Origin of the sequence: Candidatus Avoscillospira sp. LCP25S3_F1, assembly GCF_052117125.1 — a bacterium.
Taxonomy (GTDB): Bacteria; Bacillota; Clostridia; order Oscillospirales; family Oscillospiraceae; genus Avoscillospira_A.
Genome location: NZ_JBQKJT010000016.1, coordinates 31,897 through 54,597 on the forward strand (window position 1 = coordinate 31,897; position 22,701 = coordinate 54,597).

General features: G+C 56.6%; 26 protein-coding genes, 2 tRNA genes and 2 riboswitches. Of the genes, 15 read left to right on the top strand and 13 right to left on the bottom strand.

From position 1 onward, the window contains the following. Positions 1-99: 99 nt before the first annotated feature. A complete protein-coding gene (locus tag ACTQ33_RS13445) occupies positions 100-1,695 on the bottom strand; it encodes an NAD(P)/FAD-dependent oxidoreductase (RefSeq protein ID WP_441465104.1) in 1,596 nt (531 codons plus the stop codon). Then, entirely contained in the window at positions 1,696-2,922 is a 1,227-nt protein-coding gene (locus tag ACTQ33_RS13450) for an NAD(P)/FAD-dependent oxidoreductase (RefSeq protein WP_441465105.1), read from the bottom strand. It lies immediately after the preceding gene. 329 nt (positions 2,923-3,251) lie between these two features. Between ACTQ33_RS13450 and ACTQ33_RS13455 the strand changes: the two genes are divergently transcribed. Genes ACTQ33_RS13455 through ACTQ33_RS13470 form a run of 4 tightly spaced genes read left to right on the top strand, consistent with a single transcriptional unit; the run spans position 3,252 to position 5,554 of the window. Beyond that, on the top strand, positions 3,252-4,097 hold the full coding sequence (locus tag ACTQ33_RS13455; protein ID WP_441465106.1) for a putative manganese transporter: 846 nt from the start codon (positions 3,252-3,254) through the stop codon (positions 4,095-4,097). Between the two features lie 10 nt (positions 4,098-4,107). Further along, positions 4,108-4,518, top strand: coding sequence for a Fur family transcriptional regulator (locus tag ACTQ33_RS13460; protein WP_441465107.1), 411 nt, complete (start codon positions 4,108-4,110; stop codon positions 4,516-4,518). Positions 4,519-4,560: 42 nt separating this feature from the next. Further along, complete coding sequence (locus tag ACTQ33_RS13465) at positions 4,561-5,349, top strand: RNA-binding protein (protein WP_441465108.1); 789 nt, start codon at positions 4,561-4,563, stop codon at positions 5,347-5,349. A gap of 4 nt (positions 5,350-5,353) precedes the next feature. Further along, entirely contained in the window at positions 5,354-5,554 is a 201-nt protein-coding gene (locus ACTQ33_RS13470; RefSeq protein ID WP_441465109.1) for a DUF896 domain-containing protein, read from the top strand. A gap of 46 nt (positions 5,555-5,600) precedes the next feature. Here the strand turns inward: ACTQ33_RS13470 and ACTQ33_RS13475 are convergent, their stop codons facing one another. After that, a complete protein-coding gene (locus ACTQ33_RS13475) occupies positions 5,601-5,885 on the bottom strand; it encodes a DUF1294 domain-containing protein (RefSeq protein ID WP_441465110.1) in 285 nt (94 codons plus the stop codon). A 34-nt stretch (positions 5,886-5,919) separates the two neighbouring features. Between ACTQ33_RS13475 and ACTQ33_RS13480 the strand changes: the two genes are divergently transcribed. Beyond that, the gene (locus ACTQ33_RS13480) at positions 5,920-6,438 is read left to right on the top strand and encodes a hypothetical protein (RefSeq protein WP_441465111.1); all 519 of its coding nucleotides are present in this window, start codon (positions 5,920-5,922) and stop codon (positions 6,436-6,438) included. Positions 6,439-6,718: 280 nt separating this feature from the next. On the opposite strand, the gene ACTQ33_RS13485 is transcribed toward ACTQ33_RS13480, so the two are convergent. Continuing rightward, a complete protein-coding gene (locus ACTQ33_RS13485) occupies positions 6,719-7,663 on the bottom strand; it encodes a TIGR03943 family putative permease subunit (RefSeq protein WP_441465112.1) in 945 nt (314 codons plus the stop codon). Positions 7,664-7,675: 12 nt separating this feature from the next. Then, positions 7,676-8,851, bottom strand: a complete 1,176-nt coding sequence (locus ACTQ33_RS13490) for a GTP-binding protein (protein ID WP_441465113.1) — start codon at positions 8,849-8,851, stop codon at positions 7,676-7,678. A 168-nt stretch (positions 8,852-9,019) separates the two neighbouring features. On the opposite strand from ACTQ33_RS13490, the gene ACTQ33_RS13495 reads away from it, so the two are divergent. Next, a tRNA-Ser gene (locus tag ACTQ33_RS13495) sits at positions 9,020-9,108 on the top strand. A 26-nt stretch (positions 9,109-9,134) separates the two neighbouring features. Next, positions 9,135-9,226, top strand: a tRNA-Ser gene (locus ACTQ33_RS13500). Positions 9,227-9,292: 66 nt separating this feature from the next. Here ACTQ33_RS13500 and ACTQ33_RS13505 read toward each other — a convergent pair. The 4 genes from ACTQ33_RS13505 to lexA form a co-directional block, all read right to left on the bottom strand. Further along, entirely contained in the window at positions 9,293-10,474 is a 1,182-nt protein-coding gene (locus tag ACTQ33_RS13505) for a tyrosine-type recombinase/integrase (RefSeq protein ID WP_441465114.1), read from the bottom strand. A gap of 54 nt (positions 10,475-10,528) precedes the next feature. Continuing rightward, entirely contained in the window at positions 10,529-11,452 is a 924-nt protein-coding gene (locus tag ACTQ33_RS13510; protein ID WP_441465115.1) for a zinc ribbon domain-containing protein, read from the bottom strand. Between the two features lie 61 nt (positions 11,453-11,513). After that, positions 11,514-12,233: an Ltp family lipoprotein gene (locus ACTQ33_RS13515; protein ID WP_441465116.1), complete on the bottom strand. Its 720-nt coding sequence runs from the start codon at positions 12,231-12,233 to the stop codon at positions 11,514-11,516. 42 nt (positions 12,234-12,275) lie between these two features. Further along, complete coding sequence (gene lexA / locus ACTQ33_RS13520; protein ID WP_441465117.1) at positions 12,276-12,896, bottom strand: transcriptional repressor LexA; 621 nt, start codon at positions 12,894-12,896, stop codon at positions 12,276-12,278. A 154-nt stretch (positions 12,897-13,050) separates the two neighbouring features. Here lexA and ACTQ33_RS13525 point away from each other — a divergent pair, with 154 nt between their 5' ends. The 8 genes from ACTQ33_RS13525 (at position 13,051) to ACTQ33_RS13560 (ending at position 18,471) form a co-directional block, all read left to right on the top strand. Continuing rightward, on the top strand, positions 13,051-13,248 hold the full coding sequence (locus ACTQ33_RS13525; protein ID WP_441465118.1) for a helix-turn-helix domain-containing protein: 198 nt from the start codon (positions 13,051-13,053) through the stop codon (positions 13,246-13,248). 12 nt (positions 13,249-13,260) lie between these two features. Then, positions 13,261-13,488, top strand: coding sequence for a hypothetical protein (locus ACTQ33_RS13530; RefSeq protein WP_441465119.1), 228 nt, complete (start codon positions 13,261-13,263; stop codon positions 13,486-13,488). A gap of 334 nt (positions 13,489-13,822) precedes the next feature. Then, complete coding sequence (locus tag ACTQ33_RS13535) at positions 13,823-14,020, top strand: hypothetical protein (protein WP_441465120.1); 198 nt, start codon at positions 13,823-13,825, stop codon at positions 14,018-14,020. Between the two features lie 333 nt (positions 14,021-14,353). Next, on the top strand, positions 14,354-14,599 hold the full coding sequence (locus ACTQ33_RS13540; protein ID WP_441465121.1) for a hypothetical protein: 246 nt from the start codon (positions 14,354-14,356) through the stop codon (positions 14,597-14,599). Further along, the gene (locus ACTQ33_RS13545) at positions 14,596-15,138 is read left to right on the top strand and encodes a DUF4376 domain-containing protein (protein WP_441465122.1); all 543 of its coding nucleotides are present in this window, start codon (positions 14,596-14,598) and stop codon (positions 15,136-15,138) included. Before ACTQ33_RS13540 ends, ACTQ33_RS13545 begins: the two co-directional genes overlap by 4 nt. Continuing rightward, a complete protein-coding gene (locus ACTQ33_RS13550; protein WP_441465123.1) occupies positions 15,122-15,559 on the top strand; it encodes a putative ABC transporter permease in 438 nt (145 codons plus the stop codon). Before ACTQ33_RS13545 ends, ACTQ33_RS13550 begins: the two co-directional genes overlap by 17 nt. Before the next feature lie 13 nt (positions 15,560-15,572). Next, positions 15,573-17,090 (top strand): N-acetylmuramoyl-L-alanine amidase, encoded by a 1,518-nt coding sequence (locus tag ACTQ33_RS13555; protein WP_441465124.1) that lies wholly within the window; start codon positions 15,573-15,575, stop codon positions 17,088-17,090. A 514-nt stretch (positions 17,091-17,604) separates the two neighbouring features. After that, positions 17,605-18,471 (top strand): DegV family protein, encoded by an 867-nt coding sequence (locus tag ACTQ33_RS13560; protein ID WP_441465125.1) that lies wholly within the window; start codon positions 17,605-17,607, stop codon positions 18,469-18,471. Between the two features lie 718 nt (positions 18,472-19,189). Then, a riboswitch (cobalamin riboswitch) is annotated at positions 19,190-19,461 on the bottom strand. Between the two features lie 93 nt (positions 19,462-19,554). Here ACTQ33_RS13560 and folK read toward each other — a convergent pair. Genes folK through folE form a run of 4 tightly spaced genes read right to left on the bottom strand, consistent with a single transcriptional unit; the run spans position 19,555 to position 22,246 of the window. Then, positions 19,555-20,373, bottom strand: a complete 819-nt coding sequence (gene folK, locus ACTQ33_RS13565; RefSeq protein ID WP_441465126.1) for a 2-amino-4-hydroxy-6-hydroxymethyldihydropteridine diphosphokinase — start codon at positions 20,371-20,373, stop codon at positions 19,555-19,557. Between the two features lie 9 nt (positions 20,374-20,382). Next, on the bottom strand, positions 20,383-21,189 hold the full coding sequence (folP, locus tag ACTQ33_RS13570) for a dihydropteroate synthase (RefSeq protein WP_441465127.1): 807 nt from the start codon (positions 21,187-21,189) through the stop codon (positions 20,383-20,385). 18 nt (positions 21,190-21,207) lie between these two features. Beyond that, positions 21,208-21,684: an HD domain-containing protein gene (locus ACTQ33_RS13575; RefSeq protein WP_441465128.1), complete on the bottom strand. Its 477-nt coding sequence runs from the start codon at positions 21,682-21,684 to the stop codon at positions 21,208-21,210. 10 nt (positions 21,685-21,694) lie between these two features. Beyond that, positions 21,695-22,246, bottom strand: a complete 552-nt coding sequence (gene folE, locus ACTQ33_RS13580) for a GTP cyclohydrolase I FolE (protein ID WP_441465129.1) — start codon at positions 22,244-22,246, stop codon at positions 21,695-21,697. Between the two features lie 163 nt (positions 22,247-22,409). Continuing rightward, a riboswitch (THF riboswitch) is annotated at positions 22,410-22,506 on the bottom strand. Positions 22,507-22,701 lie beyond the last annotated feature (195 nt).

Below are 22,701 nucleotides of genomic sequence, written 5' to 3' on the forward strand. Positions count from 1 at the left end.
AACAGAGTTTCACGGTTATTTTATGATGCGTTACGATTCCAATTTGTTGTAAAAACTGTATTCTGCGGCAGGCCCTTTCAGGATTGGGCGCACCGCGTATCAAAGGGACTGAAGCAGCGCTTCGGCGCAGCGCACACCATCCACGGCGGCAGAGGTGATGCCGCCGGCGTAGCCGGCACCCTCACCGCAGGGAAACAAGCCCCGCAAGGCCGACTGCTGGCTTTCATCTCGCAGAATCCGGACCGGGCTGGAGCTCCGCGTTTCCGGGGCCGTCATCACGGCATCGCCGTCGGCAAAGCCGGGGAGCTTTTTGTCCAGTTCCGGCAAGGCCCGCTCCAGTACGTCGGTAATCTTCTCCGGCAGACAGCTGCGGAGGTCCGTAAACGTCACGCCGGGAGCGTAGGTAGGCCGCACCGAAGCCGGACCCGTACTGGCCCGATGGTTCAGAAAATCGCCCACCAGCTGGGCCGGGGCGTGGTAATTGCTGCCGCCCGCTTCATAGCACCGCTGTTCCAGCTGTCTCTGCCACTCCATGCCGCCCAGGACGCCCGAAACTGGGAAATCCTCCGGGTGTAGCGTCACCAGGACGGCTGCATTGCAGTTCTCCCCGTCCCGGTCGGCGTTGCTCATGCCGTTGGTCACTACGCCGCCCGCCTCCGACGATGACGCCACCACCTGTCCGCCGGGACACATGCAGAAGGTATAGGCCGAGTTGCCGTCCGGCAGATGGGCCGCCAGCTTGTAATCCGCCGGAGGCAAACTGGGGTGGCCCGCCGCCTCGCCGTACTGCCGCCGGTCCAGCCACGACTGCCGGTGCTCAATGCGGACGCCCATGGAAAAGGCTTTCGGTTCCATGGGGACGCCGGATTCCAGCAGCATGGCAAAGGTGTCCCGGGCGCTGTGACCGATGGCCAGAATGGCCCGGTCACAGTCCAGGTGCACGGTCTCCCCTGCCTGTTCATAGACCAGCCCCGTCAGATGGCCCATGGTCTGCTCCAGTCCCGTCACCCGGCAGCCGAACCGAACCTCACCGCCCAAGGATTCAATCTTTTTCCGCAAATTCTGGACCACCGTCACCAACACGTCGGTACCAATGTGGGGCTTGGCGTCAAACAGGATGTTTTCCCGTGCGCCCGCTTGGTGGAACTGCTCCAGAATCCAGCCCATACAGGGGCTTTTGATACCGGTGGTCAGCTTGCCGTCGGAAAAGGTGCCCGCGCCGCCCTCACCAAACTGCACATTGCACGTGGGGTCCAGCTTGCCCGTCTCCCAAAATTCCCGGACTTTTTTCTGGCGGGTCTCCGCATCCAGGCCCCGCTCCAGCACAATGGGCTTCAAGCCCGCTTCCGCCAGAATCAGCGCCGCAAAAATGCCGCCGGGGCCAAAGCCCACCACCACCGGCCGGAGCCCCTCATGCCGCACGGGCCGCGGCGGCTGATAGCCGTCCAGCTTGGCCGGGCTGATTTTTTTGTCGCTGCGGACCCGCCGCAGCACCTTCTGCTCGTCCCGGTGGACCGTCACATCCACCGTATAGAGGATCCGGATATCCTGCTTTTTCCGGGCGTCGATGGACTTTTTCCGGATGTGGACCGACCCGATTTCCGTATTGGCCACATGGAGCCGCCGGGCGGCGGTTCGAATCAGATGGTTCATATCCTGCCCCAGGGGCAGGGAGATATCACGAATGCGGATCAATTACGATTCCTCCGTTTCTTTCGATGCGGACAGCCCCGCCAGACGACCCGACGACCAGGCCCATTGGAGATTATACCCGCCGCAGTCGCCGTCGATATCCAGGACTTCCCCACAGGCATACAGCCCCGGCACCCTGCGGCTTTCCAACGTCTGCGGGTCAAACCCTGCTGTTTCCACACCGCCCACGGTAACCTGGGCATTGTCCATGCCCATGGTGCCGGTGACGGTCAGACGCAAATCCCCGATGGTGTCGGCCAGCCGGTCCAGCCGGTCCGGCCCCAACGCCCCCAGACGCGCCTCGGCGCCGATTCCAGCGGCCTTTCCCAACAGTTTGCCCAATCGGTTGTGGACCATGCCGGTCAGCAAGTCCTCGGCGGGCCGGTCCGGCAGCTGGGCGCAGCGGGTTTGGAGCAGCGTCACAATGGCTTCTTTGGAAAACTGGGGCAACAAATGGAGCGACAGCGTCAGCCCGTCGCCGCCGGTGGACACGGCCCTGGAAATCTCAAAGACGGCGGGACCACTGACACCGGTTTCGGTAAACTGAATCTCACCCTCGGTGACAGCCAGGACGCGGCTGCCCCGCAGCACCGTCACACGGCCATTGGCCCGGACCCCTTTGAGGCCCCTGGTAAAGGTCCCCTCGGTGCAGACCTGCACCAGCGCCGGATGGAGGACCGTTGATTTGTGGCCCAAGGCCCCCAGCAGGTCATAGCCCAAGGTGGTGCCGCCCAGTTTGGCCCCCGCCGCGCCGCCGGCGGCAAGAATCAGCTTCTCCCCTGCCGCTTCGCCGCCGTCCCATTTTAACAGGAAGCCGTTCCGGCGCTTCCAGATTTTCCGCACCTCACAGCCCGCATGGACTTCCACACCGGCCTGTTCCAGCGCAAACCGCAGCACGTCCAGCACGCTGTTGGCCTGGTCCGAATAGGGATACACCCGACCGGTCGGCTCTGTGACCGTCAGCAGGCCCAGCCGGTGAAAATAGTCCAGCGTATCCGTCACGGAGAAGGCTTCCAGCGCCGGACGGCAGAACGCTGGGTCCGTACCGTGGTAGGAATCGCCGTCGGCGTGGGTGTTGGTGAGATTGCAGCGGCCATTGCCGGTGGCCAGGAGCTTGCGGCCCAGCCGGGCCTGCCGCTCCACCAGCACCACCCGGTGACGGCCGCATTCCGCCGCCGCCAACGCGGCCATCATGCCCGACGCGCCGCCGCCGAGAATCAAAATCGTCATGGGATATACCTCCCCATTTTAATCATGATTCCATGGTAGTGGCGTAACCCTAAAAAGTCAAGTAAAACCCAAAAGAAAACGCTTTTCCTACATTTTTCTCGAAAAATCCTGGGGTTCAGGGGCAAAGCACCTGTCTCCCGCCGCAGCGAGCGAATCCCCCATCGTCCCCGGCGTCATCCGCAGATGGCGCAATCTCTGCGGCAAGGCCGCAAGGCCCAGCCCCCTGCTCTGCAAAAATCAGGGCACCTCTTGACTTTCCCGCTGGTTGTGCTATACTATCATTCGTAATTGCAAATGATTAGCATTTGCGCTAAAGAAGGAGTCTGCCCATGCTGCACTTGATCGAACATGCCCTGGAACATACGCTGACGCTGCTGCCCTTTCTCTATGTCACCTATCTGGCCATGGAATTTCTGGAACACAAGCTCCGGGGCCGCAGTGGCCGCTGGGTCCGCAAGGCGGGAAAATTGGGCCCCCTGGCCGGTGGACTGGTGGGCATTCTGCCCCAGTGCGGTTTTTCCACCGTGGCCGCCAACCTCTACGCCGGACACATCATCTCCGTCGGCACCCTGCTGGCCGTCTTTCTGTCCACCTCCGATGAAATGCTGCCCCTGTTGATCTCCTATCAGACGGCCCCGTCGAAAATGGTGCAGATTCTTGCCCTAAAAGCCGCCATCGGCATCGCCGCCGGTTTCCTGGTGGATTTGCTCCTGCGCAACCGGAAGCAGCCGGAGGACATCGGCCACCTGTGTGAGCATGAACACTGCCATTGCCACCAGGGCAATCTGTTTCTGTCGGCCCTGCGCCACACGGTCAGCATCGGCCTGTTTCTCCTGATCATCTCCATCATCCTGGAAATTGTCCTCCATGAAGTAGGCGAGGATACCCTCTACACCGTGCTCCAGGGCAATTCCATTCTGACGGTGGTACTGTCGGCCATTGTGGGTCTGATTCCCAACTGCGCCGCCTCCGTGACCATTACCACCCTGTATCTCGACGGCCTTCTCAGCTTCGGCGCCATGATGGCGGGCCTGCTGGTGGGCGCTGGTATGGGCCTGCTGGTGCTGCTGCGAATGAATCGGGACTGGAAAGACAATCTTCGGATCATCGGTCTGCTGCTGGCCGTGGGAATCGCCTGCGGCGTGGTGCTGGATGGACTTTCCATTGCGCTGTGAGGTGTGATATATGGAAGCACTCCAATGGCCCAAGGGCCTGAAACGAACCAAGCCCAGGGAACAGGTCTTCGATGTTTTGGCCGCCGCCGACCGCCCTCTGGATGTCCGGGAAATCTACAGCCGTCTGGAGGGACAGGGCTTGGCTTTGTCCACGGTTTACCGGGTGTTGACGGCCTTTGAAGAACACCAGATGGTCACCAAGACCACCATCATGGGCGAGGACACGGCTCTTTACGCATTGCGCCGCCACGATCATGCCCACTACGCCATCTGCATGGGCTGTCACAAACAGGTGCAGCTGCCCCGCTGTCCCTTGCAGCCGGTGGAACTGGAAATGGACGGTTTTTCCATCACCAACCACCGGCTGGAGCTGTACGGCTACTGCCGGGACTGCAAAAAACGCCATGGGCAAGACCATTGACCTGTGGCATCATTCACGGAATCCCAACCACGGAGGAACCCTATGGACAAGCAAACCGCCATCGCCAAACTGGCCGAGAGCGACGAGGATAAAATTTTATTGGCCCGTGTTTACGACCGGATGACGGCTGCGGAACAACGGTGCATTCCGGCGGCCAGCTGTTTTTTGACGGCACGGGAGCAAGTGCTGGTCCAACGACTTTTGCCCCACTTGTCCCTGCACTTCTTCGGCGGCTGCGACGGGGCAGAACGGGCCGTATGCTGCTATGTGCCGGACTATCTGGAACCGGCAGACTGGTTTCACAGTGACGACGGCCCCATCTGCGCTGTCCGGGCCACCTTTTACGAGAAAGACGAAGTCACCCACCGGGATGTGCTCGGGGCGCTCATGGGCATCGGCATCAAGCGGGAAACGGTTGGCGATCTCTATGTGCAACCGGGCCGGTGCGACTTTCTGGTGACCCGGGACATTCTGCCCTATGTGATGCAGAACCTCACGTCCGCCGGACGGACCAAGCTGCATCTGTCGGAATTGTCCCTGGAGGCACTGGAACCGCCGGTACAGGCCGTTCGGGAGATTCGGGACACCGTATCCACGCTGCGTCTGGACGCCGTGGTGTCATCCGGCTTCGGTCTGAGCCGCGGCAAGGCGTCGGTCTGCATTGAAAGCGGCAAGGCGTCTCTCAACGCCCTGCCCTGCACCAAACCCGACCGGACGGTATTGGAGGGCGATGTGATTTCCGTCCGGGGTTTGGGAAAACTGGAACTGGCCCAGGTTTTGGGCACCACCAAGAAAGGAAGGACCGGCATTCTCATCCGCCGGTATATGTAAGATCATGGAACAGAAAAAAATTGACCGCATCAACGAACTGGCCCACAAGGCCAAAGCAGAGGGTTTGACGCCGGAGGAAACGGCTGAACGGGATGCGCTGCGCAAGGAGTATCTCGCCGCTGTCAAGCGAAATCTGGTGGCCCAGCTGGAGCACACTTATATCGTGGACAAAAAAGGCAATAAGACGCCTCTAAAGAAGAAATAAGCGAAAGGGCGGTGTATCGGAGTCGATACACCGCCCTTTCTGACGTTCAGAGAAACCAATACCACACAGCCGCCAATGCCAGGGACAGCTGGGCCAGCAGAATCAGCGGCAACCCAATGTAAAACTTGGGGTGCTGCGTCTTGTGGCGAAACAAATACATTCCCAGAATGCTGCCCACGCTGCCTCCGATGGCCGCAATGGTCAACAGGCGGGCCTCCGGCACGCGCCGGTGATTTTTTTTGGCAAACTGCTTGTCGGCACACATAATCCCCAATCCCACCGCATTGATTAGGAGCAGATAGGCAAACAACAGCTTGTACAGGAGCTCCATGGAGTTCCTCCTTTCAAAAATGGGGTGGTATGAAATGAAACATCGTTGGCTTCTGGCACTGGCGCTGGTGCCGCTGCTGAGCGGGTGCAGTGCGCCGGTGACGTGGGAGACCGTGGACGATCCGACGGTCACCGTATCCGCCGCCGTGGAACAGCCGTATCTCATCACCTTCGGCGTTCCCGATGATGTGTCACAGCCCGTCAGCGGCGTGGACGGCGGCAATCTCTATGTACAGGAGGACGGAGATTACGAGATTTACAGCGAAGTGCTGACGGCATCGGACAAGGATGCGGCCATTCGCATGGTATCCGGCTTCGAGGCCGCCGACCTGGACATTGTAGAAACAGAACGGTTCGGTCTGCCGGAATACCGCTTCGCCTGGGTGTCGGCTTCCGATGAGGGAAACTACGTCTCTCAGGCGTCGGTGGTGGAAGACGGCAGCTACTTCTATACGCTGATTTTCTCCGTCCGGGAGGAAGCCGGGAACCAGTACGCCGACTGTGCTCAGGCGGTCTTTGCCTCCTTCGGCGTCTATGGCAATGAAATGCTCTAGTTTTGGTGAGGGCGTCCGTCGTCGGTGGTCTGCGGCCCTCGCCGTGCCCCCGCTTTTCCCTCTCGGTCCGAAAACATAAAGTTTTTACGCAAATTTTTTACCTTACATTGCGGAGACCAGAGGCCCTGCCTCTGGTTGCCGGCCACAGCCAGTAAAATCCCCCATGGTCCCAAAGCGCCATCCGCAGACGGCGGAATCCCCTGCGGCATCTGCCGCAAAGGCCCTGGCTCCACCCGGTAGGGGTGGCAGTCAGGGCCTTTCTGTTCTTCCCGCGGCAAACTCAGAACGTGCAGACGTCCGGCTCGGCGGCATCGGCCGGTTCCACGGACAGGGCCGTCAGAACCGGTCCTACCTCGCCGTGGTACAGGTTGTGGGCCTTGGATTCCACATGGGCCGTCACCCATACCCAACTGCGCATGGTCAGTTCTTCGCACCGGTCATACTTGCAGGGGATGGCCATAAACTCGATATCCTCCACACAGCAGGTCATGACGAAGCGGCCAGGGGCAAACCATCCCTGGACACCCCGGCGCAGATTGGCCACCTGGGCCTTGAAGCGGACGTTCTTACCGTCGTACTTCTGAGACTCCTCGGCAATGTCCCGGTACCAGATGGCGTAGTCGTCGTCGTTGATCTCGATGGTGTCGGCGGTGATATCAAAGGGCAGCGGGTCCTCGATTTCGTCGAATTGCGTAGTGCCGTCAGTGTAGTCATAGATGATATCCACCCGGCGGTTCAAAGCGCGGGCCAGCTTGTGGTAGGGCATGACGTCCTGACCCTTTTCCATACGGTTGAACACCACCAGCTCACAGCCCTGGAGCTTGTCCACCACCAGCGAACGCATGTTGGCATTGAAATTCAGGATGGAACGGGCGTCGGCAAAAAACACCTCCTGGGCGATTTCCCAGTTTTCCGGCATCTTTTCATAGAACGCGCCGGCTGGCTGCATGCCGTTGAGCTCCACCACCACCCGCTGGGCCTTGTACTGCTTCTGCCAGCCCTGGAGCTTCTCCGGTGTCAGATCGTCGTAGTCCTCCACCACCTCTTTCCACACGTTCTTGTGGGGATAGGTGGAGAAGTCGTACTCCTCCTCGCCCTCTTCGCAGACAATCAGAAGAGTCCGCTCTCCGCTGTTAAAACGGGGATCTTCCAGCGTTTCCTGAATAAATTTCGTCTTGCCGGACTCCAGAAAGCCCGTGAAAGCGTAGACGGGAACGGTTTTCATGCGGTCTCCCCCTTACACGCCGAAGAGGGTGCTCAGCGCCTGCTCGTTGATCTTGGAGCCGATGACACAGAGACGGCCGGTGACAGCGGGGCTGCCGTCACGAATGTCCGGATCACCGGGGACATAGTCGAAGTAAATCCACTGGCCGTCCTCGCCTTCCACATAGCCCTTGGCCCGCAGAACAAAGCCGTACAGCGATTCGTCCTCCAATGCCGCCAGCATGGACGCAATGCCCACCTTGGTAAACTTCTTGGGCGTCTCCACACCCCAGGAGGTAAAGACCTCATCGGCATGGTGATGATCGTGGTCATGGCAGCCACAGGCGCAGCCCTCGCCGTGATCATGGTCATGATCATGGTCATGGTCATGATCGTGGTGATGCTCATGGTCGTGATGGTGCTCGTGGTCATGATCGTGGCAGCCGCAGGTGCAGTCGGGGCCATGGTCATGGTGGTGCTCATGGTCATGATCGTGATCATGATGATGCTCATGATCATGGTCATGGCAGCCGCAGTCACAGTGCTCGTCGTGCTCATGCTCAGAATGATGGTGCTCGTGGTCGTGTTCCAGGTGCTCCAGTTCCTGGGCCAGGGTGTTCTCCTGCTCCATGGCGGCACGGAGCTGCTGGCCGGTGAGCTGCTGCCAGGGCGTGGTGACAATGGTGGCGTGGTCGTTGCGGGTACGGATCATTTCCACGGCCTGATGGAGCTTTTCCTCGCTGACCATATCAATGCGGCTGAGGAAGATGGTCTGGGCCGTCTCGATCTGGTTATTGTAGAACTCACCGAAGTTCTTCATATACATGCGGCACTTGGTGGCGTCGGCCACGGCCACGGCGCTGCCCAGCTCCACACCGGGACGAAGTACCCGCTTGACGGCGGCGATGACGTCGGACAGCTTGCCCACGCCGGAAGGCTCGATGATGATGCGGTCGGGGTGGTACTGGTCCAGGACCTGGTTGAGCGCCTTACCGAAGTCGCCAACCAGACTACAGCAGATGCAGCCGGAATTCATCTCGGTGATCTCAATACCGGCTTCCTTTAAAAAGCCGCCGTCAATGCCGATCTCACCAAACTCATTTTCAATGAGTACCAGCTTTTCGCCCTGATAGGCCTCCTGAATCATCTTCTTAATTAGGGTCGTCTTACCGGCGCCGAGAAAGCCGGAGTAGATGTCGATTTTCGTCATGCGAACAGAACCTTTCCAAATGTGAAATTTATGGTTAGTGTAAGTATACCACCAATTCCGCAAAAATCAATCCTGGCCGCATGGGACAAAAATTTTTTACGATTTAGGGGTTGACAAATCGGCACTGCTCTGGTAATATAATTTGCGTATCTCACAAGGAACTGATCTGGAGAGATGTCCGAGCGGTTTAAGGAGCTGGTCTTGAAAACCAGTGACTCAGCAATGAGCCGTGGGTTCGAATCCCACTCTCTCCGCCATTCTTTCCCAAGTTCTGACTGGCCATGGAGTGGTACCCAAGAGGCCGAAGGGGCTCCCCTGCTAAGGGAGTAGGCGTCTAAACAGCGCGCGAGGGTTCAAATCCCTCCCACTCCGCCACAGAAAATGACCCGCAACCATTGAGGTTGCGGGCTTTTTCACGTTTTGGGGAAAATTGGGTTACCCTTATTTTACCCTTACGCGCATTTGAATGAATTTCTCCATACGGTCGGCGCTCTCCTGTTTCATCTCCTCTGTGACGTGTCCATAGACATCCAGCGTGAAGGCGGCTGTGGCGTGACCCAAGGTATCTTGCACCGTTTTGATATCGTCCCCGGCCCGGATAGCTGCCACAGCATAACTATGCCGGAGATCGTGTACCCGCAGATCGGGACGGCCAATCGACGCCGCTGCGTCTTTCAAATGCCGGAACACCGTATATGGCACCAGATGGCCGCCGGTAGCATTGGTCCACACCAGATTGTCGGGGTTGAACCACAGCGGCCCAGCAATCAGCCGTTGCTCTGCCTGGTGGGCACGCTGACGCCGCAAAATTTCCACGACAAACGGGGCTGGAGTAATAGTCCGGGGTTTGCTGTTTTTGGTCGGGGCAAGGTAATACTTGCCGCCGGCCTTTTTCTCTTTTTGGAGCTGCTGGCAGATGGTCACCACTCCCCTGTCCAGATCGACGCAATCCCAGGTCAGCCCCAGCAACTCTCCTTCCCGCAGACCAGTAAACAGGGCCATGGTCAGCGGTGCTTCAAACGGATCGCCCTCCAGGGCCTCCAGCAGCTGCCGCATCTGCTCACTGTCCAGGGGCCGTATCTCAGGCCGCTGGTGCTTCGGCAGCGTACAGGCCGCCGCCGGATTGATTCCCAGTATCCCGTTTTTCACAGCCTGCTGTAAAGCCTTATGTAGAATGCCATGGACATTGTGGACCGTCTTGGCCGACAGCCTTTCCCCCAGGCGATTATAAAATAGCTGGATATCATGGGGCTGCAGCTTGACCAGCTGTGCCGCACCCAGGCCGGGGATAATATGATTCCGGATGGCCGCCTGATATGCTGCCAGCGTCAGCGGTTTGATATCCACCAGATATGCTTCCTGCCAAATACCCAGCCAGGCCGCCACGGTCATTTTAACGGGATCGCGGTACGTACCATTATCTACGGCAGCGGCGGCGGCCTGGATTTTCTCCCGGACTTCCTTCTGGGTTTTACCGTAAAAGGAGCGCTGTTTCTGCCGCCCGGTGCCTGGATCACGTCCAACGGTCACACGGCCCTCCCAGTAGGTGTATTCTTTTCCGTCACGGAGGACTGTCTTTTTGCGAATGCTGCCGCCACCAGCGGCGCCTTTGCCTTTTGCCATACCATTCTCCCTCCTATGAATAGCCCGGTGTCCAGATTGGACACCGGGTGTCTTTTAATGGCATTTAGAACAAGGTTCATAGCCTCTGCTTTTAGCTTCTGATATGGTGACCTGAGAAGGATTTTTCATATTGCTGCAAGTGGATGTGCTGTGATATTTACTACCACTTTGCGGTATCCAGACCATTGTTTCGCTAGCTTCTGGTTCAGTAACTGTCTGGGTGGCTTGCTGGGGCTGCTCCGCCGGTTGTTCTGTGGGCAGGGCCTCCTGCGGCACGGCTTCCGTTGTGGGTTCTGTCACTTCTTGCTGGACAGGCTGCTCCACAAGGCCAAGGGTCTCCAGATGCTCCTGGATTTGCCGGAGATTCTCCTGTGTGGCGTCATCCTCCACGGTCTCGGCCCCACGGTACACATACTTGACCGCCTGTGAAACATCCATCCCCAATTCCGCATAAGTCTGAGATGCTTCGTCATCCTGATAGGCATATTCCAGCCAGAAGCCATAGGCCATGGCCTGCTCCATAATGCTGTTATCCGTGTAATAGTCCGGGTAATGATCGACAAGGAACGTCACGGCCTCATCCCGCTGCCCATCCGTTACCCCTTCCGCAACGGCCGCCTTTGCTTCCAGGGCCAGGGCGTCCACCTTTTCACTGGTGTTTGGCTCCGGCTCGGCTGCGGGTTCGGGCTCAGTCTCCGGCTCCTCCGCAATCGGTTCGGCATCCTCGGTTGTCGGCTCGACCGTTTCCATGATGGCAATGGGTTCCTTGGCATCCGGTACAGGGGTTTCCTCTGTGTCACCGCCGCCTGCGATACCGCCGATAACAACACAAGCGGCTATGGCCCAGACCCACCATTTTTTATAAAACGGTTTAGAGGTTTTGGGATTTTTCACGCCGCAAGATAAACAATACGGCGCATCTGCACGAATTTCTGCATGACAGTTTGGGCATCTCACGGTCTTTTTTGTTTGTTTCATAGCTCTCTCTCTTTTCTTCTTTCTTCAATGCCCGGTGTCCAGATTGGACACCGGGCATTGATTAGTTCAGATTATCAATTGCGTACTGGGCTTCCTCAGCGGTAAATTTTTCGCCGTACTCAGAAACCAGCTGGTCATAGATTGCTGCGGGAGACATCGCCATAGTATCCTGATAGGTCTTGGCCTTGGCCAAGGCGTTGGCGTTCCAGTCAGCTTCCATGTTGTCGATAGCGTACTGTGCCTCCTCAGCGGTAAAGCGCTCACCCACATCGGACACCAGCTGATCGTAGATGCCAGCTTTGGACATGTACATGGTCTCACTGTAGGTCTCCGCTTTGGCCAGCGCATTGGCGTTCCAATCGGCCTTGACGTTCTCAATGGCATAGGTGGCGGCCTCCGCAGAGAACTGCTCGCCATACTCAGAGGTCAACTGGTCGTAGATGCCGGCCTTGGACATTGCCATCATATCGCTGTAACTCTGTGCCTTAATCAAAGCGGACTGATACTCAGCAGGAACATCGTCCTCCTTGGGCTCTTCCACTACGGGAGTATCAGCAGTTTCGTCCGGTTGTTCCACGGATTCCTCGGGGGCGGTATCCTGGTCTGCCCCGGTATCCTCCGGCTCAGCCGAAGAGGAGAGCGCCGCATTGGTATCCTGGTCAGATGTACCGTCCTTAGCGCCACCACCTGCAACACCCCCGATGACAATGCAAGCAACGATGACCCAGAACCACCATTTTTTGAAAATAGGCTTCTTTACTTTCTCTGCATTTTTCTCCATTTTCTCTTTTTCCTTTCAGTTGTGTCCAATTTGGACACCAGATTACAATTTCCGTTTAACCTCAATTGCTACGCCAAAAATTTGTGCATGACCGGTTTCAAAGTCCTTAGCCGGAACAATAATTGGCTCATAATTGGGATTCTCGGGCATGAGAAAGACGGTTTCTCCCTGCTGGCGAAAACGCTTGAGAGTGGCTTCGTCGCCGTTAACCTTACAGGCCACAATCTGGCCGCTGTCGGCGGTGGGCTGCTGGCGAATCAAAACAAGGTCGCCGCTCTGGATGCCTGCGCCAATCATGCTGTCACCCTCTACTCGAAGATAGTAGCAGTTTTCCGGGTCAGAGACTGTCACCGGCTCATAGCCCTCAACTTCTTCGATGGCTGAAATAGGGACACCCGCCGCGATGCGGCCCAGCACGGGGACGGTGCCGGTAGGGCAGTATGGAATAAAATTACTATCCTGTTGATCTTGGCGGTCATTACCGAGCAAATAGTCTGTTGAGACATTGTACATTTTGCTTAGTTTTAACAAAATATTTGGGTTCGGAGTAGTTACGCCACGTTCCCACTGGCTCACTGCTGTTTGATTGACGTAGAGTTTTTGGGCCAGTGCCGCTTGGGTTTCATACCCGTGCTCTATGCGTAGTTGTTTAAATCGATTCACAAGCACTTCCCCCCTACGCCTTAGTTTAGTAGTTGCGCTAATATTTTTCAAGCCGGTTTGTAATATTAGTAGATTTACTACTTGACAAACATTTCCCTCCCTCTTATAATACTGTCATAGTAGTTAAACTACTACAGCAAAAGGAGGTGACACAATGCCTATTTTGCGTATCAGAAGCCGCAGACTAGAAATCGGTTTGTCGCAGGAAGAACTGGCAAAAAAGCTGGGCGTAAATCAAACAGCAATTAGTCAGTGGGAGCGAGGTGTTGCCCTTCCTAGCTGCGAGAAACTTCCGGAAATATCGAGAGCATTATGCTGTAAAATTGACGAGCTGTTTGTGGCGGGACAATGAGGAGGTGATCACTTGAACAACGCTAAAATTGCCAGAAAAGCGGCTATCAGTATTGCAACTGTCATTGACACCTATGCTGAAACGCTTCAAACGCTGCTGCGTGAAGATGTTCCCGTTGAAGACGAAGCCCATTGGAATCATATCGCAGATGGACTAAGGGCCTTAAATCATGCGGCTGCTGCCATTGAACGGCTGTGCCGGATCATTGAGCAATCATCCGACACAGCGTTGGACTGCTAAATTCTCTCCCATTCAGAGATATCAGTCGGCACGTCATCTACCATACCGTCCAAAGCGTCCCATTCATCGCAGCCAGTAACGTGCAAATATACATTGTCCGCCTCTGCTGCGGGGGTACTGCTGGATTCCCAAACTGTTCCGTTATAGATCAAACCATGCCGGCCGTTTGGTAGTTGCTTGATGTAAAGATCGCCAATTGGTGAGTGGTATACCCACACATAAGTCACCTCCTTATATCAGGTTGACAGTCCCCCAGACTGTTGAATCCAGTATACCAGAGCATGCAGTGAAAGGAAAGAAGTGGATTTTACGGGAGTGAGGAGGTGAGTATCACGTGAGTTGGCAAGATGTTGTTTATGACAACAGGCTATCTATTACTGAAGCGCAGCGTATCGCACTAAAAAAACGGGAGATGGCTCAGAAAGTGGCCGCAATCCTTTCAGAAAATGAGGCCACCCTGGTGGACATTGACGATATTTTTGATGCAGCAAAGTTTTATTTGTCTGTCACGCTTCGTCAAACTGACCGCTAAACCGTGCGTTTGAGGAGGTGATTGTCGAAATGTCTGGTATCACGAGGGAGTTCTGGGAGACACTCCTCGAAGCATCCCCCAGTAAGTTTCCGATGACATTCATCGTTGCAGGACAAATCGATTTCCGTACCTGGCGGGAGACGGGCCTCTAGCATCACTGGCGGCATTGCGGGACTTGGATGTCGGGTCCCGTTGCGGATAACGGATCTATCTGTCAGCGGCAGTTTATCCGGAAACGTTGTAAGCGCCAGACAATGTACTTTTTTAAGTTGTGCAAGTTGTTCCATTGATGGAAGTGGTATCACCGTCGGCAGTTCGGCGGTTTACTTTGAAATGAGTAATGCTTCTATTTATTACACCACTATATCCAATACACAGGGCGCCGCTGTATTGGGGACAGCGGGCACACTCTATGTAAACGATCTGTCAGGAAATAGCAACAGTATTGGAATCCAGGCCGGTTCAGACGGTAATGCCTTGCCCGCATTGATTGTCGCAGGCACCGTCAATTTGACCGCTGAAACCAAATATAAGAAAGTGCGCGGTGGCGTGGTTCTGGAGAATGGAGTGTTGGTATGAAAGTAACATATACGAATCAGTCCTACGACTGCACCAAGGCAGTACGAGAGGGCGAAAAGGCCACGCTGTATTTGTCGGACGGCAGTGTGGTGGAGTTTGTGGGTGTGGCAGAGAGCGCCTGGGAGAAGTTCCAGTTTGAGGGTGGCGACTGGTACCAGCCGCCCCTGGAGGAGGTCAAGGCCCAGCGCATTGCACAGAGTAAGGCCGATCTGGCAGCGTATCTGGAGTCCCATCCCATCCAGTGGACCGACGGTGAGCGGTATTCCATTACCGCAGAGAAACAGCAGCAGCTCACCGGCAAAATCCTGTCGGCCACGCTGGCACAGCAGACCTCCACGCCGTACACGCTGACGTGGAACAGCACCGGCCAGGTGTGCAAGGAGTGGACGCTGGAGGAACTGGGCAAGCTGGCCTTTGCTATCGATGCCCGTGTCACGGCCCTGGTCACCTACCAGCAGACCCAGGAGGTGGCCATACGGGATGCCGAAAGTCTGGAAGCCCTGGCGGCCATCGAGGTGGACTATGACACGGTGGGGTAATCGGGTCCTGTCCATGCTCCTCTGGAGCTGGGGCGGTACGGTGTACTTCCTTTTGGAAGTGGCATTCAAGACCGCCACCAGCCACCCGGAGCGGATCAGCTGGACCATGCTGGTGCTGGCCATCCTCCTGTCCATCCTCCTGGAGCGGTTTGGCGCGGAGCTGCCCTGGGAGATGCCCTTGATGCTCCAGGCCGCCATCTGCACTGTGGCCATTACCGCCACGGAGTTGGTGGCCGGGCTGATCCTCAATACCTGGCTGGGCCTGGGCGTCTGGGATTATTCCCATCTGCCCCTTAACCTATGGGGCCAAATCTGCGCACCGTACAGCCTGCTCTGGTACGGCCTGTGCCTGATTTTCATTCCTGTATTCGACTGGCTGCGCTATGCAGTCGAAGGCGGCGATAAGCCGCACTATACATAAGTGAGGCGATTGCATGATTACTGTTATCCCCAAAGCATCTATCCGCAAAATTGGCTTGTATGTCAATGCAAGCCGCAAGACCATGACCGCGATCCAGCAGGAGACCGGCTGCACCTACATCCTCAACGGCGGTCTCTACGACATGGCGAAGTTCCAAGCCATCAACCACTTGACCGTGGACGGCAAGGTGCTGTCGGCCAACGGCAACCCCTACGGCTACGGCATCAAGGGGACTACGATGATTTTTAGTTACGGTAACAATGTCAAGGCCGATAACTTCCTGGGTGCGTATCCCGTCCTGGTGCGGGACGGCAAAGCCACCGGCGCGGCGGCTCCCGTGGGCCTGGAGGGGTACCGGCCCCGGTCAGCGGTTGGCGTAACAGCAGACGGTGACATTGTCCTGCTGTGCGAGCAGGCTAACCGCTCCCTGGATGGTATTGCCGAGGAACTGGTGGAGATGGGCTGCGATACGGCCATCAATCTGGATGGCGGCGGCTCGTCTCAGTGCATCTTTGACGGCGAGGCCCTCAAGGCGTCCCGCATTGTCCATAACTATCTGCTGATCTGGTGCAACGATGCACCGGACAAGCCCACCAATAATGAGGAAAAGGAGGAACGCGACATGTTGAAAGTGCTTTTGATTGCCGGTCATGGTGCCGGTGACTCTGGGGCTGTCTCCGGCTCCTGGAAAGAAGCCGACGAGACCCGGGCCGTGGTGTCCAATCTGGTCACGCAGCTGGAAGGCATCTGCAAGGTGGACGTCTATCCCACCGAACGCAACGCCTATGCTGATCTCAAGGCCGGGAAGCTGGATGTCCAGTGGAGCAACTATAACTATGTGCTGGAGGTCCACTTCAACGCCTTTGACGGTGCTGCCAGCGATGGCAAGACCAAGGGTGTTGAGTGCTACGTCACCACGTCCGAGGGCGGTACCTCTGTCGAGGAAGCCATCTGCAAAAACATTGCATCTCTGGGCCTGACCAATCGCGGCGTCAAGCGCAAAAACTACGACGTCATCCAGGCCGCCCGGTCGGCGGGCGTCAGTTCTGCGTTGCTGGAGGTCTGTTTCCTGGACGATCCGGACGACATGGAGATTTACCAAAACAATAAGGCCGCCGTGGCCACGGCCATCGCCGCTGGTATCGTCTCCGGCTTCGGCATCCAGCCCCCCGCACCGGAGCCGACACAGCCCTGGTACCAGGAGGCAATGGATTGGGCTAATGTCCTACAACGATTTGAGCATGGACTGGATGAAATCCTGACGCAGTCAGGAAACACTCTGTCCGGTGGCGAACGGCAACGAATCGCTTTAGCACGGATGGAATTGTTAAATACTCCTTTTATAATTTTAGACGAGAGTTTTGCCAATCTGGATATTCAGTCAACTCAGCGTATTCTTTCAGATCTTACGAGAAAAAAAGAGAAGACTGTAATCTATATTGGGCATCAATTGCCCGAAGAGATTACATCTCTATTTGATGAAATAGTTGAAATTAGAGATAAAAAGCTGGCCACAAAAGGGTGCCTGTGATGGATTCCTATCGGGTGAGGTGCTGATCATTTCCATAAGAAATAATGGAAAGGAAAAATCCTATGAATAAACCAGAAATGATGTAGTTCTGGGATGGGATTTTTTAAAGGTGAATTCTGGCGGGACCCCTAAACCCAGGTCCACAGCTAATTTTCCCCCTTATTTTTCCCCTTACGCCGAGCGAGATGTAAAGCACGCTATTTCGTAAAATTCCCTTTTCTGTGTGAAAATCTGAACTATTTTCGTCAAAAATCGCTTATTTCTCCCTTATTTTATGTTTCCAAATAGTTCAAATCCCTCCCACTCCGCCAAGAGCATCTGCGTTTTTCGCAGATGCTCTTCTTTTTGTCTCCATCATGTGCCATAAAAGAACGGTTGCAGTTCCCTTTTCTTGCAGCTTTTTCAACGATGTTCCATTTTTTCCGTTGCCTTTTTAGGAAAAAAGCGCTATACTATTCGATGCTATCTACACTGTGACCCGCCATTGGCTGCGTCACGTCAGAAAGGACGTCTCATGAAACGGATCGCCATCGTCACCGACAGCAACAGCGGTATCACCCAATCCGAAGCAAAACAACTGGGAATTTCCGTGCTGCCCATGCCTTTTTTTATCGATGATACCCTCTATTTCGAAGACATCACATTGACCCAGGAGGCTTTTTACGAAAAGCTCTTACAGGACGCCGACATCTCCACCTCTCAGCCCTCCCTGGGCGACGTGACCCAGCTGTGGGACCAGCTGCTTCAGGAGTACGAATCCGTTCTGCACATCCCCATGTCCAGCGGTCTGAGCAGTTCCTGCCAATCGGCCCGGATGCTGGCCGACGACTACGACGGTCGCGTGGTGGTGGTGGACAACCAGCGGATCTCCGTCACACAGCGCCAATCCGTTTGCGATGCCATGGCCCTGGTGGAAGCTGGACACAGCGCCGAGGAAATCCGTACGATTCTGGAAGAACAAAAGCTCCAGGCCAGCATTTACATCAGTCTGGAAACCCTCAAATATCTGAAAAAGGGCGGTCGCATCACTCCTGCCGCCGCCGCCATCGGTACGGTCCTCAATCTGAAGCCCGTCCTGCAAATCCAGGGCGAAAAGCTGGACGCCTATGCCAAGGTGCGCGGCAAAAAGGCCGCCCGCCGCACCATGATCGAGGCCATGCAGAAAGACCTGAATACCCGCTTTGCTCAGCCCTTGGCAGAAGGCCGTATGGGTTTCGGCATTGCCTACTCCGGTAATCTGGAAGAAGCCTTGGACTGGAAAGCGGAATTGGAAGCTGCCTTCCCCGGTGCGAACTTTCAGATGGACCCCTTGAGTCTCAGCGTCGCCTGTCACATCGGCTACGGCGCTCTGGCCTGTGGCTGCTATGTGACTGTAACATAATATCCTAAATGGGAGTTGTGATCTGCACAGCTCCCATTTTTCGCAAATTTAACAAATTATTCACGATTTATTCGTTGTTTTTTCATAAATCCCAAGTATAATGAGAAGCAATTAAAGACAAGAAAGGAGGATGCAATATGCTGTATCATACCATTCCTGATATCGATGATCTGATCTTCGGCAATGAGGAAGATTGTTCCTACAACAGCGAAAAGTAAGGACCAGGGATTCGGGGACGAATGCCCTGGCTTTTCTTTTTGTCCGGTCCCGCCCGCCCCAGTGGGCCGGAGAGCCTCTTTGAAATTTTTCTCATCATGCTTACATGATGTTCTCATATTCAGTTCATGGATTGCAACAAGGACCGCCGCGGACATTTCCGGGCGGTCCTTGTTTTTTGGTCGTGATTGGTCCGGCGGGGCGGCGGCATGGCATGGGCCGTCCGTTCCGCCGGACCGTGGAAAAGAGGGGGATATCACGGGGACGGGGACCCCGGGCCTGCCTCGTCCCAGGGGTCCTTACCGTCCAGAGATACGGAATACCACTGCCCGCTCTCGCGGCTCTTTGGGAGACAGGCAAGACGGGGCCCATCTGGTCCCCGCTCCCGCAGGCCGCAAAAAAGCGGACGTAGTCACGTCCGCTTTTGTCATTTCCATTCTGGAATACCGGAGCCGATGCCGCTGCATCGCTCCCTTTGGCGTTATTTCAGAGCAGCCCCCATACGGGGGTGAAGCTCCTAGTAGGTCTTCTGACTGAAGCGTTCAGGCAGTCCGTCCTGCCAACGGGTATCTCTCGCCTTCCCAGCAGCTGCGCCGCCAGTGACCTGCTTTCGCAGAAAAGAGACATCCTCCGCCATCACAGCTAGGCATCCGTCCTCCGCCCGGACTTTCGTCCGAGGTTCCGGTACGGCGCCTGTCCGGGAATTTCACCCGATTCCCTTGTTCAGTACAAGGATGCGTGTCCTGTCCGTGGACAGGGTCGCGCATAGTGCCACAAAAGCCGGATCTGGTATTCAATTCTCTGCAACCATACTACCACATTCCGGCCCCGCTGTAAACCCCGGCTGGATTTTTTTCTGCGTTTCTTTTATCCCTTCCGCAGCTCCGCCAGCATGGTCTCCACGGTCTTTCCCGTCACCGGGTGGCGCTGCCACGGGGCAATCTGGGCCATGGGTTCCAGGACGAAGTCCCGCAGGTGCATCTCCTTATGGGGGATTTGCAGGACCGGACCGTCCAGCACCCGATCATCATAGAGCAGAATGTCCAGGTCCAGGGTCCGGGGACCCCAGTGAATGGTACGCTGCCGGTTGGCCGCCGCCTCAATCGCATGGAGACAATCCAGCAGCTCCTCCGGCTCCAGCAGAGTCCGCAGTTCCAGCGCGCCGTTGAGGAAATCGTCCTGTTCCACGCCGCCATACGGCGCCGTCACCAGATAGTCCGACACCCGGACCACCTGACAGTCCTCTCGCCCATTGAGCTGAGCCACCGCATCGTCCAAATACGCCTGCTTGTCCCCCAGGTTGGAACCCAGGGCCACATAGGCCGTGTGCCAGCCCCGGTGGATGGCCACCGAGACCGTTTGGAGCGGCAGGCCGATGGGGGCCCAGGGCTTCTCCACCTCCACGTCCACCTGTTCCAGCAGGGGATATTCCAGCAGCAGCGCACGGGCCAGCTGCTCCGCCACACGCTCCAGCAGCTTCCAGGTATGCGCCTGGACATACTGCTGGACAAAGTGGCTCACCTCGCCATAGTGGAGGGATGCGGTCAGATCGTCGGTACACCCGGCCTTGCGGGTGCTGAGGTACAGCGTGAGATTGAATACAAATTTCTGCCCCAGAACAGTTTCTTCGGGAAAAACGCCGTGATGGGCGAAGACTTCCAGCTTTTGAATGGTAATCTTGTCCATGGTACCTCCTTACCGGCCCAAAATGGCCTCGGTCATGGTGATGGCCCGGCGGTTTTCCTTCACGTCGTGGACCCGCACAAAGGCACAGTCCTGGAGTACGGCCATCACCGTGGTGACCAGCGTTCCCTCCACCCGCTGATCGGCGGGCAGGTTCAGGGTCAGGCCGATGACCGATTTCCGGGAGGTTCCCAGGAGAATGGGCAGATTCAACTGGTGCAGCCGCTCCAACCGGCGGATGCACAGCAAGTTCTGCTCATAGGTTTTGGCAAAGCCCACGCCGGGGTCCACCATGATGTTCTCCCGGGCCACGCCGGCAGCCTGGGCAATGGCCACGGAATCCTCCAGGTCCCGGACCAGATCTTCCAAAAAGTCGTCATAGACCGCCTCCCGGCGGTTGTGCATCAGGCAGCAGGCGGCCCCGTATTGAGCCGTCAGCTCCGCCACCCTGGGGTCATGGCGGAATCCCCAGATATCATTGACCAGATCAGCCCCCGCCGCCAGGGCCGCCGCTGTCACGGCGCCCTTGTAGGTGTCGATGGACACGGGCACATCCAGCCGGGCCTTGACTGCTTCAATGACCGGCGCCACCCGGTCGATCTCCTCCTGGTCGGTAATCACCGTATGGCCCGGGCGGGTGGATTCGCCGCCGATGTCGATGATATCCGCGCCGTCGGCCACCATCTCCTCTGCATGGCGCAGCGCCGCATCGAGACGATCAAATCTGCCGCCGTCAGAAAAGGAATCGGGCGTCACATTCAGAATGCCCATAATGTAGGTCTTTCCATGGTCCGCAAAGGTGCGGTTTCCAATCTTCATATCGAAGCTCCTCGCAATTCAATAGGAAATTTTCAGGGTTTTCTTTTCCGGCGGCCAGTTGCACTCGTCCGCCGCCGGGCAGGCATAACAGGCCCGGGACACCTTGTCGGCCCTGTACAGGCTGCGGCACAGCCAATCCGTCTCTCCCGTCTTCCGGTGGGAGAGAATCGCCTGCTGAATGGCGGCGATCTCCGTTTCGGAAAAGCCGCAGTCCCGGAGAATCTCACCGGCCAACCTGGCCCCGGCAATCTCATGGGGCGTCCCCGCCGTCCTCTGTTCCTGACGGCCCACGTCGTGGAGCAGGGCGGCAGCGTACAGGACCTCTTTCGACAGGTCCACACCGTCCTCCAGCCCCAGGATGTACAAAATCCTGGCCACATCCAGCAGATGTTCCATGGAGTGGCGGCAGAATTTCCGGTCCGCCTCCGCCGCCCACAGTTGCCCATACTCCCGCTGAAACACCGGGTGACATCGGACGGCCTCCAGTCGTTTCATACCGTCCATCCTATTTCACCATCTGGAGGAAGGTCTGCTGCAAGGACAGGTCCTCGGCAAAGACGCCGCGGACAATGGTGGTGACGGTCTTGCTGCCGGGTTTCTGGACGCCTCGCATGGTCATGCACAGGTGCTCCGCTTCCAGCATGACCATGACGCCCTTGGGGTGCAAATGCTCTTCCAATGCGTCGGCAATCTGGGCGGTCATATTCTCCTGAATCTGGGGCCGCCGTGCAAAGACCTCCACGGTCCGGGCCAGCTTGCTGAGACCTGCCACCCGACCGTTGGGGATGTATGCCACATGGGCTTTCCCGTAAAAAGGCAGCAGGTGGTGCTCGCAGACAGAGTAAAAAAGAATATCCTTTTCCAGCACCAGATTGTTGTTGACCGCCTGGAACTGTTTGGCCAGGTGTACGCCCGGGTCCTCGCAGAGACCGCCGAAAATCTGGGTACACATTCTGGCGATGCGGTCCGGCGTCTCCAGCAGCCCCTCCCGGTTTACATCCTCGCCGATGCCCTCCAGCAGCAGCCGGACGCCTTCTCTGATCTTGTCCTGATCCATTCTGCTCGTGTTCCTCCTTTTTTTCTTTTTCGGGACGCGAGCCGAGGTATAAAAAAGCATCCCGATATGTGAGTGTGCCGTTGGAATCGACAATACCGCACAACCGCCCTGCGGCAGCTGCACTACCCCTTCACAATCGAGATGTTACTATTCATCTGTATGCTGCAACGGGTGCGGACTCCGCATCGTAAGACGAGCTTTTCGTTTCTGTGGCAACTCCCCATCCACGGAACACTTGACGCACAGAGTCCTATTCTGCAATATTGTTCGCCGTGAGTATAGCACAGCCGCGGCGGGAATGCAATGGGCAATTCCGCCGCAGGGCGGCCATATTCGGTATCTTTCTATGAATGAGCAAAACTGAAAAAGTGCACAAAAAGAAGACATCACCCCGTTGAATGATGTAGAATGTTTTTGATGAGAAACAAACTCCAAACAAAGGGGGATGCCTTATG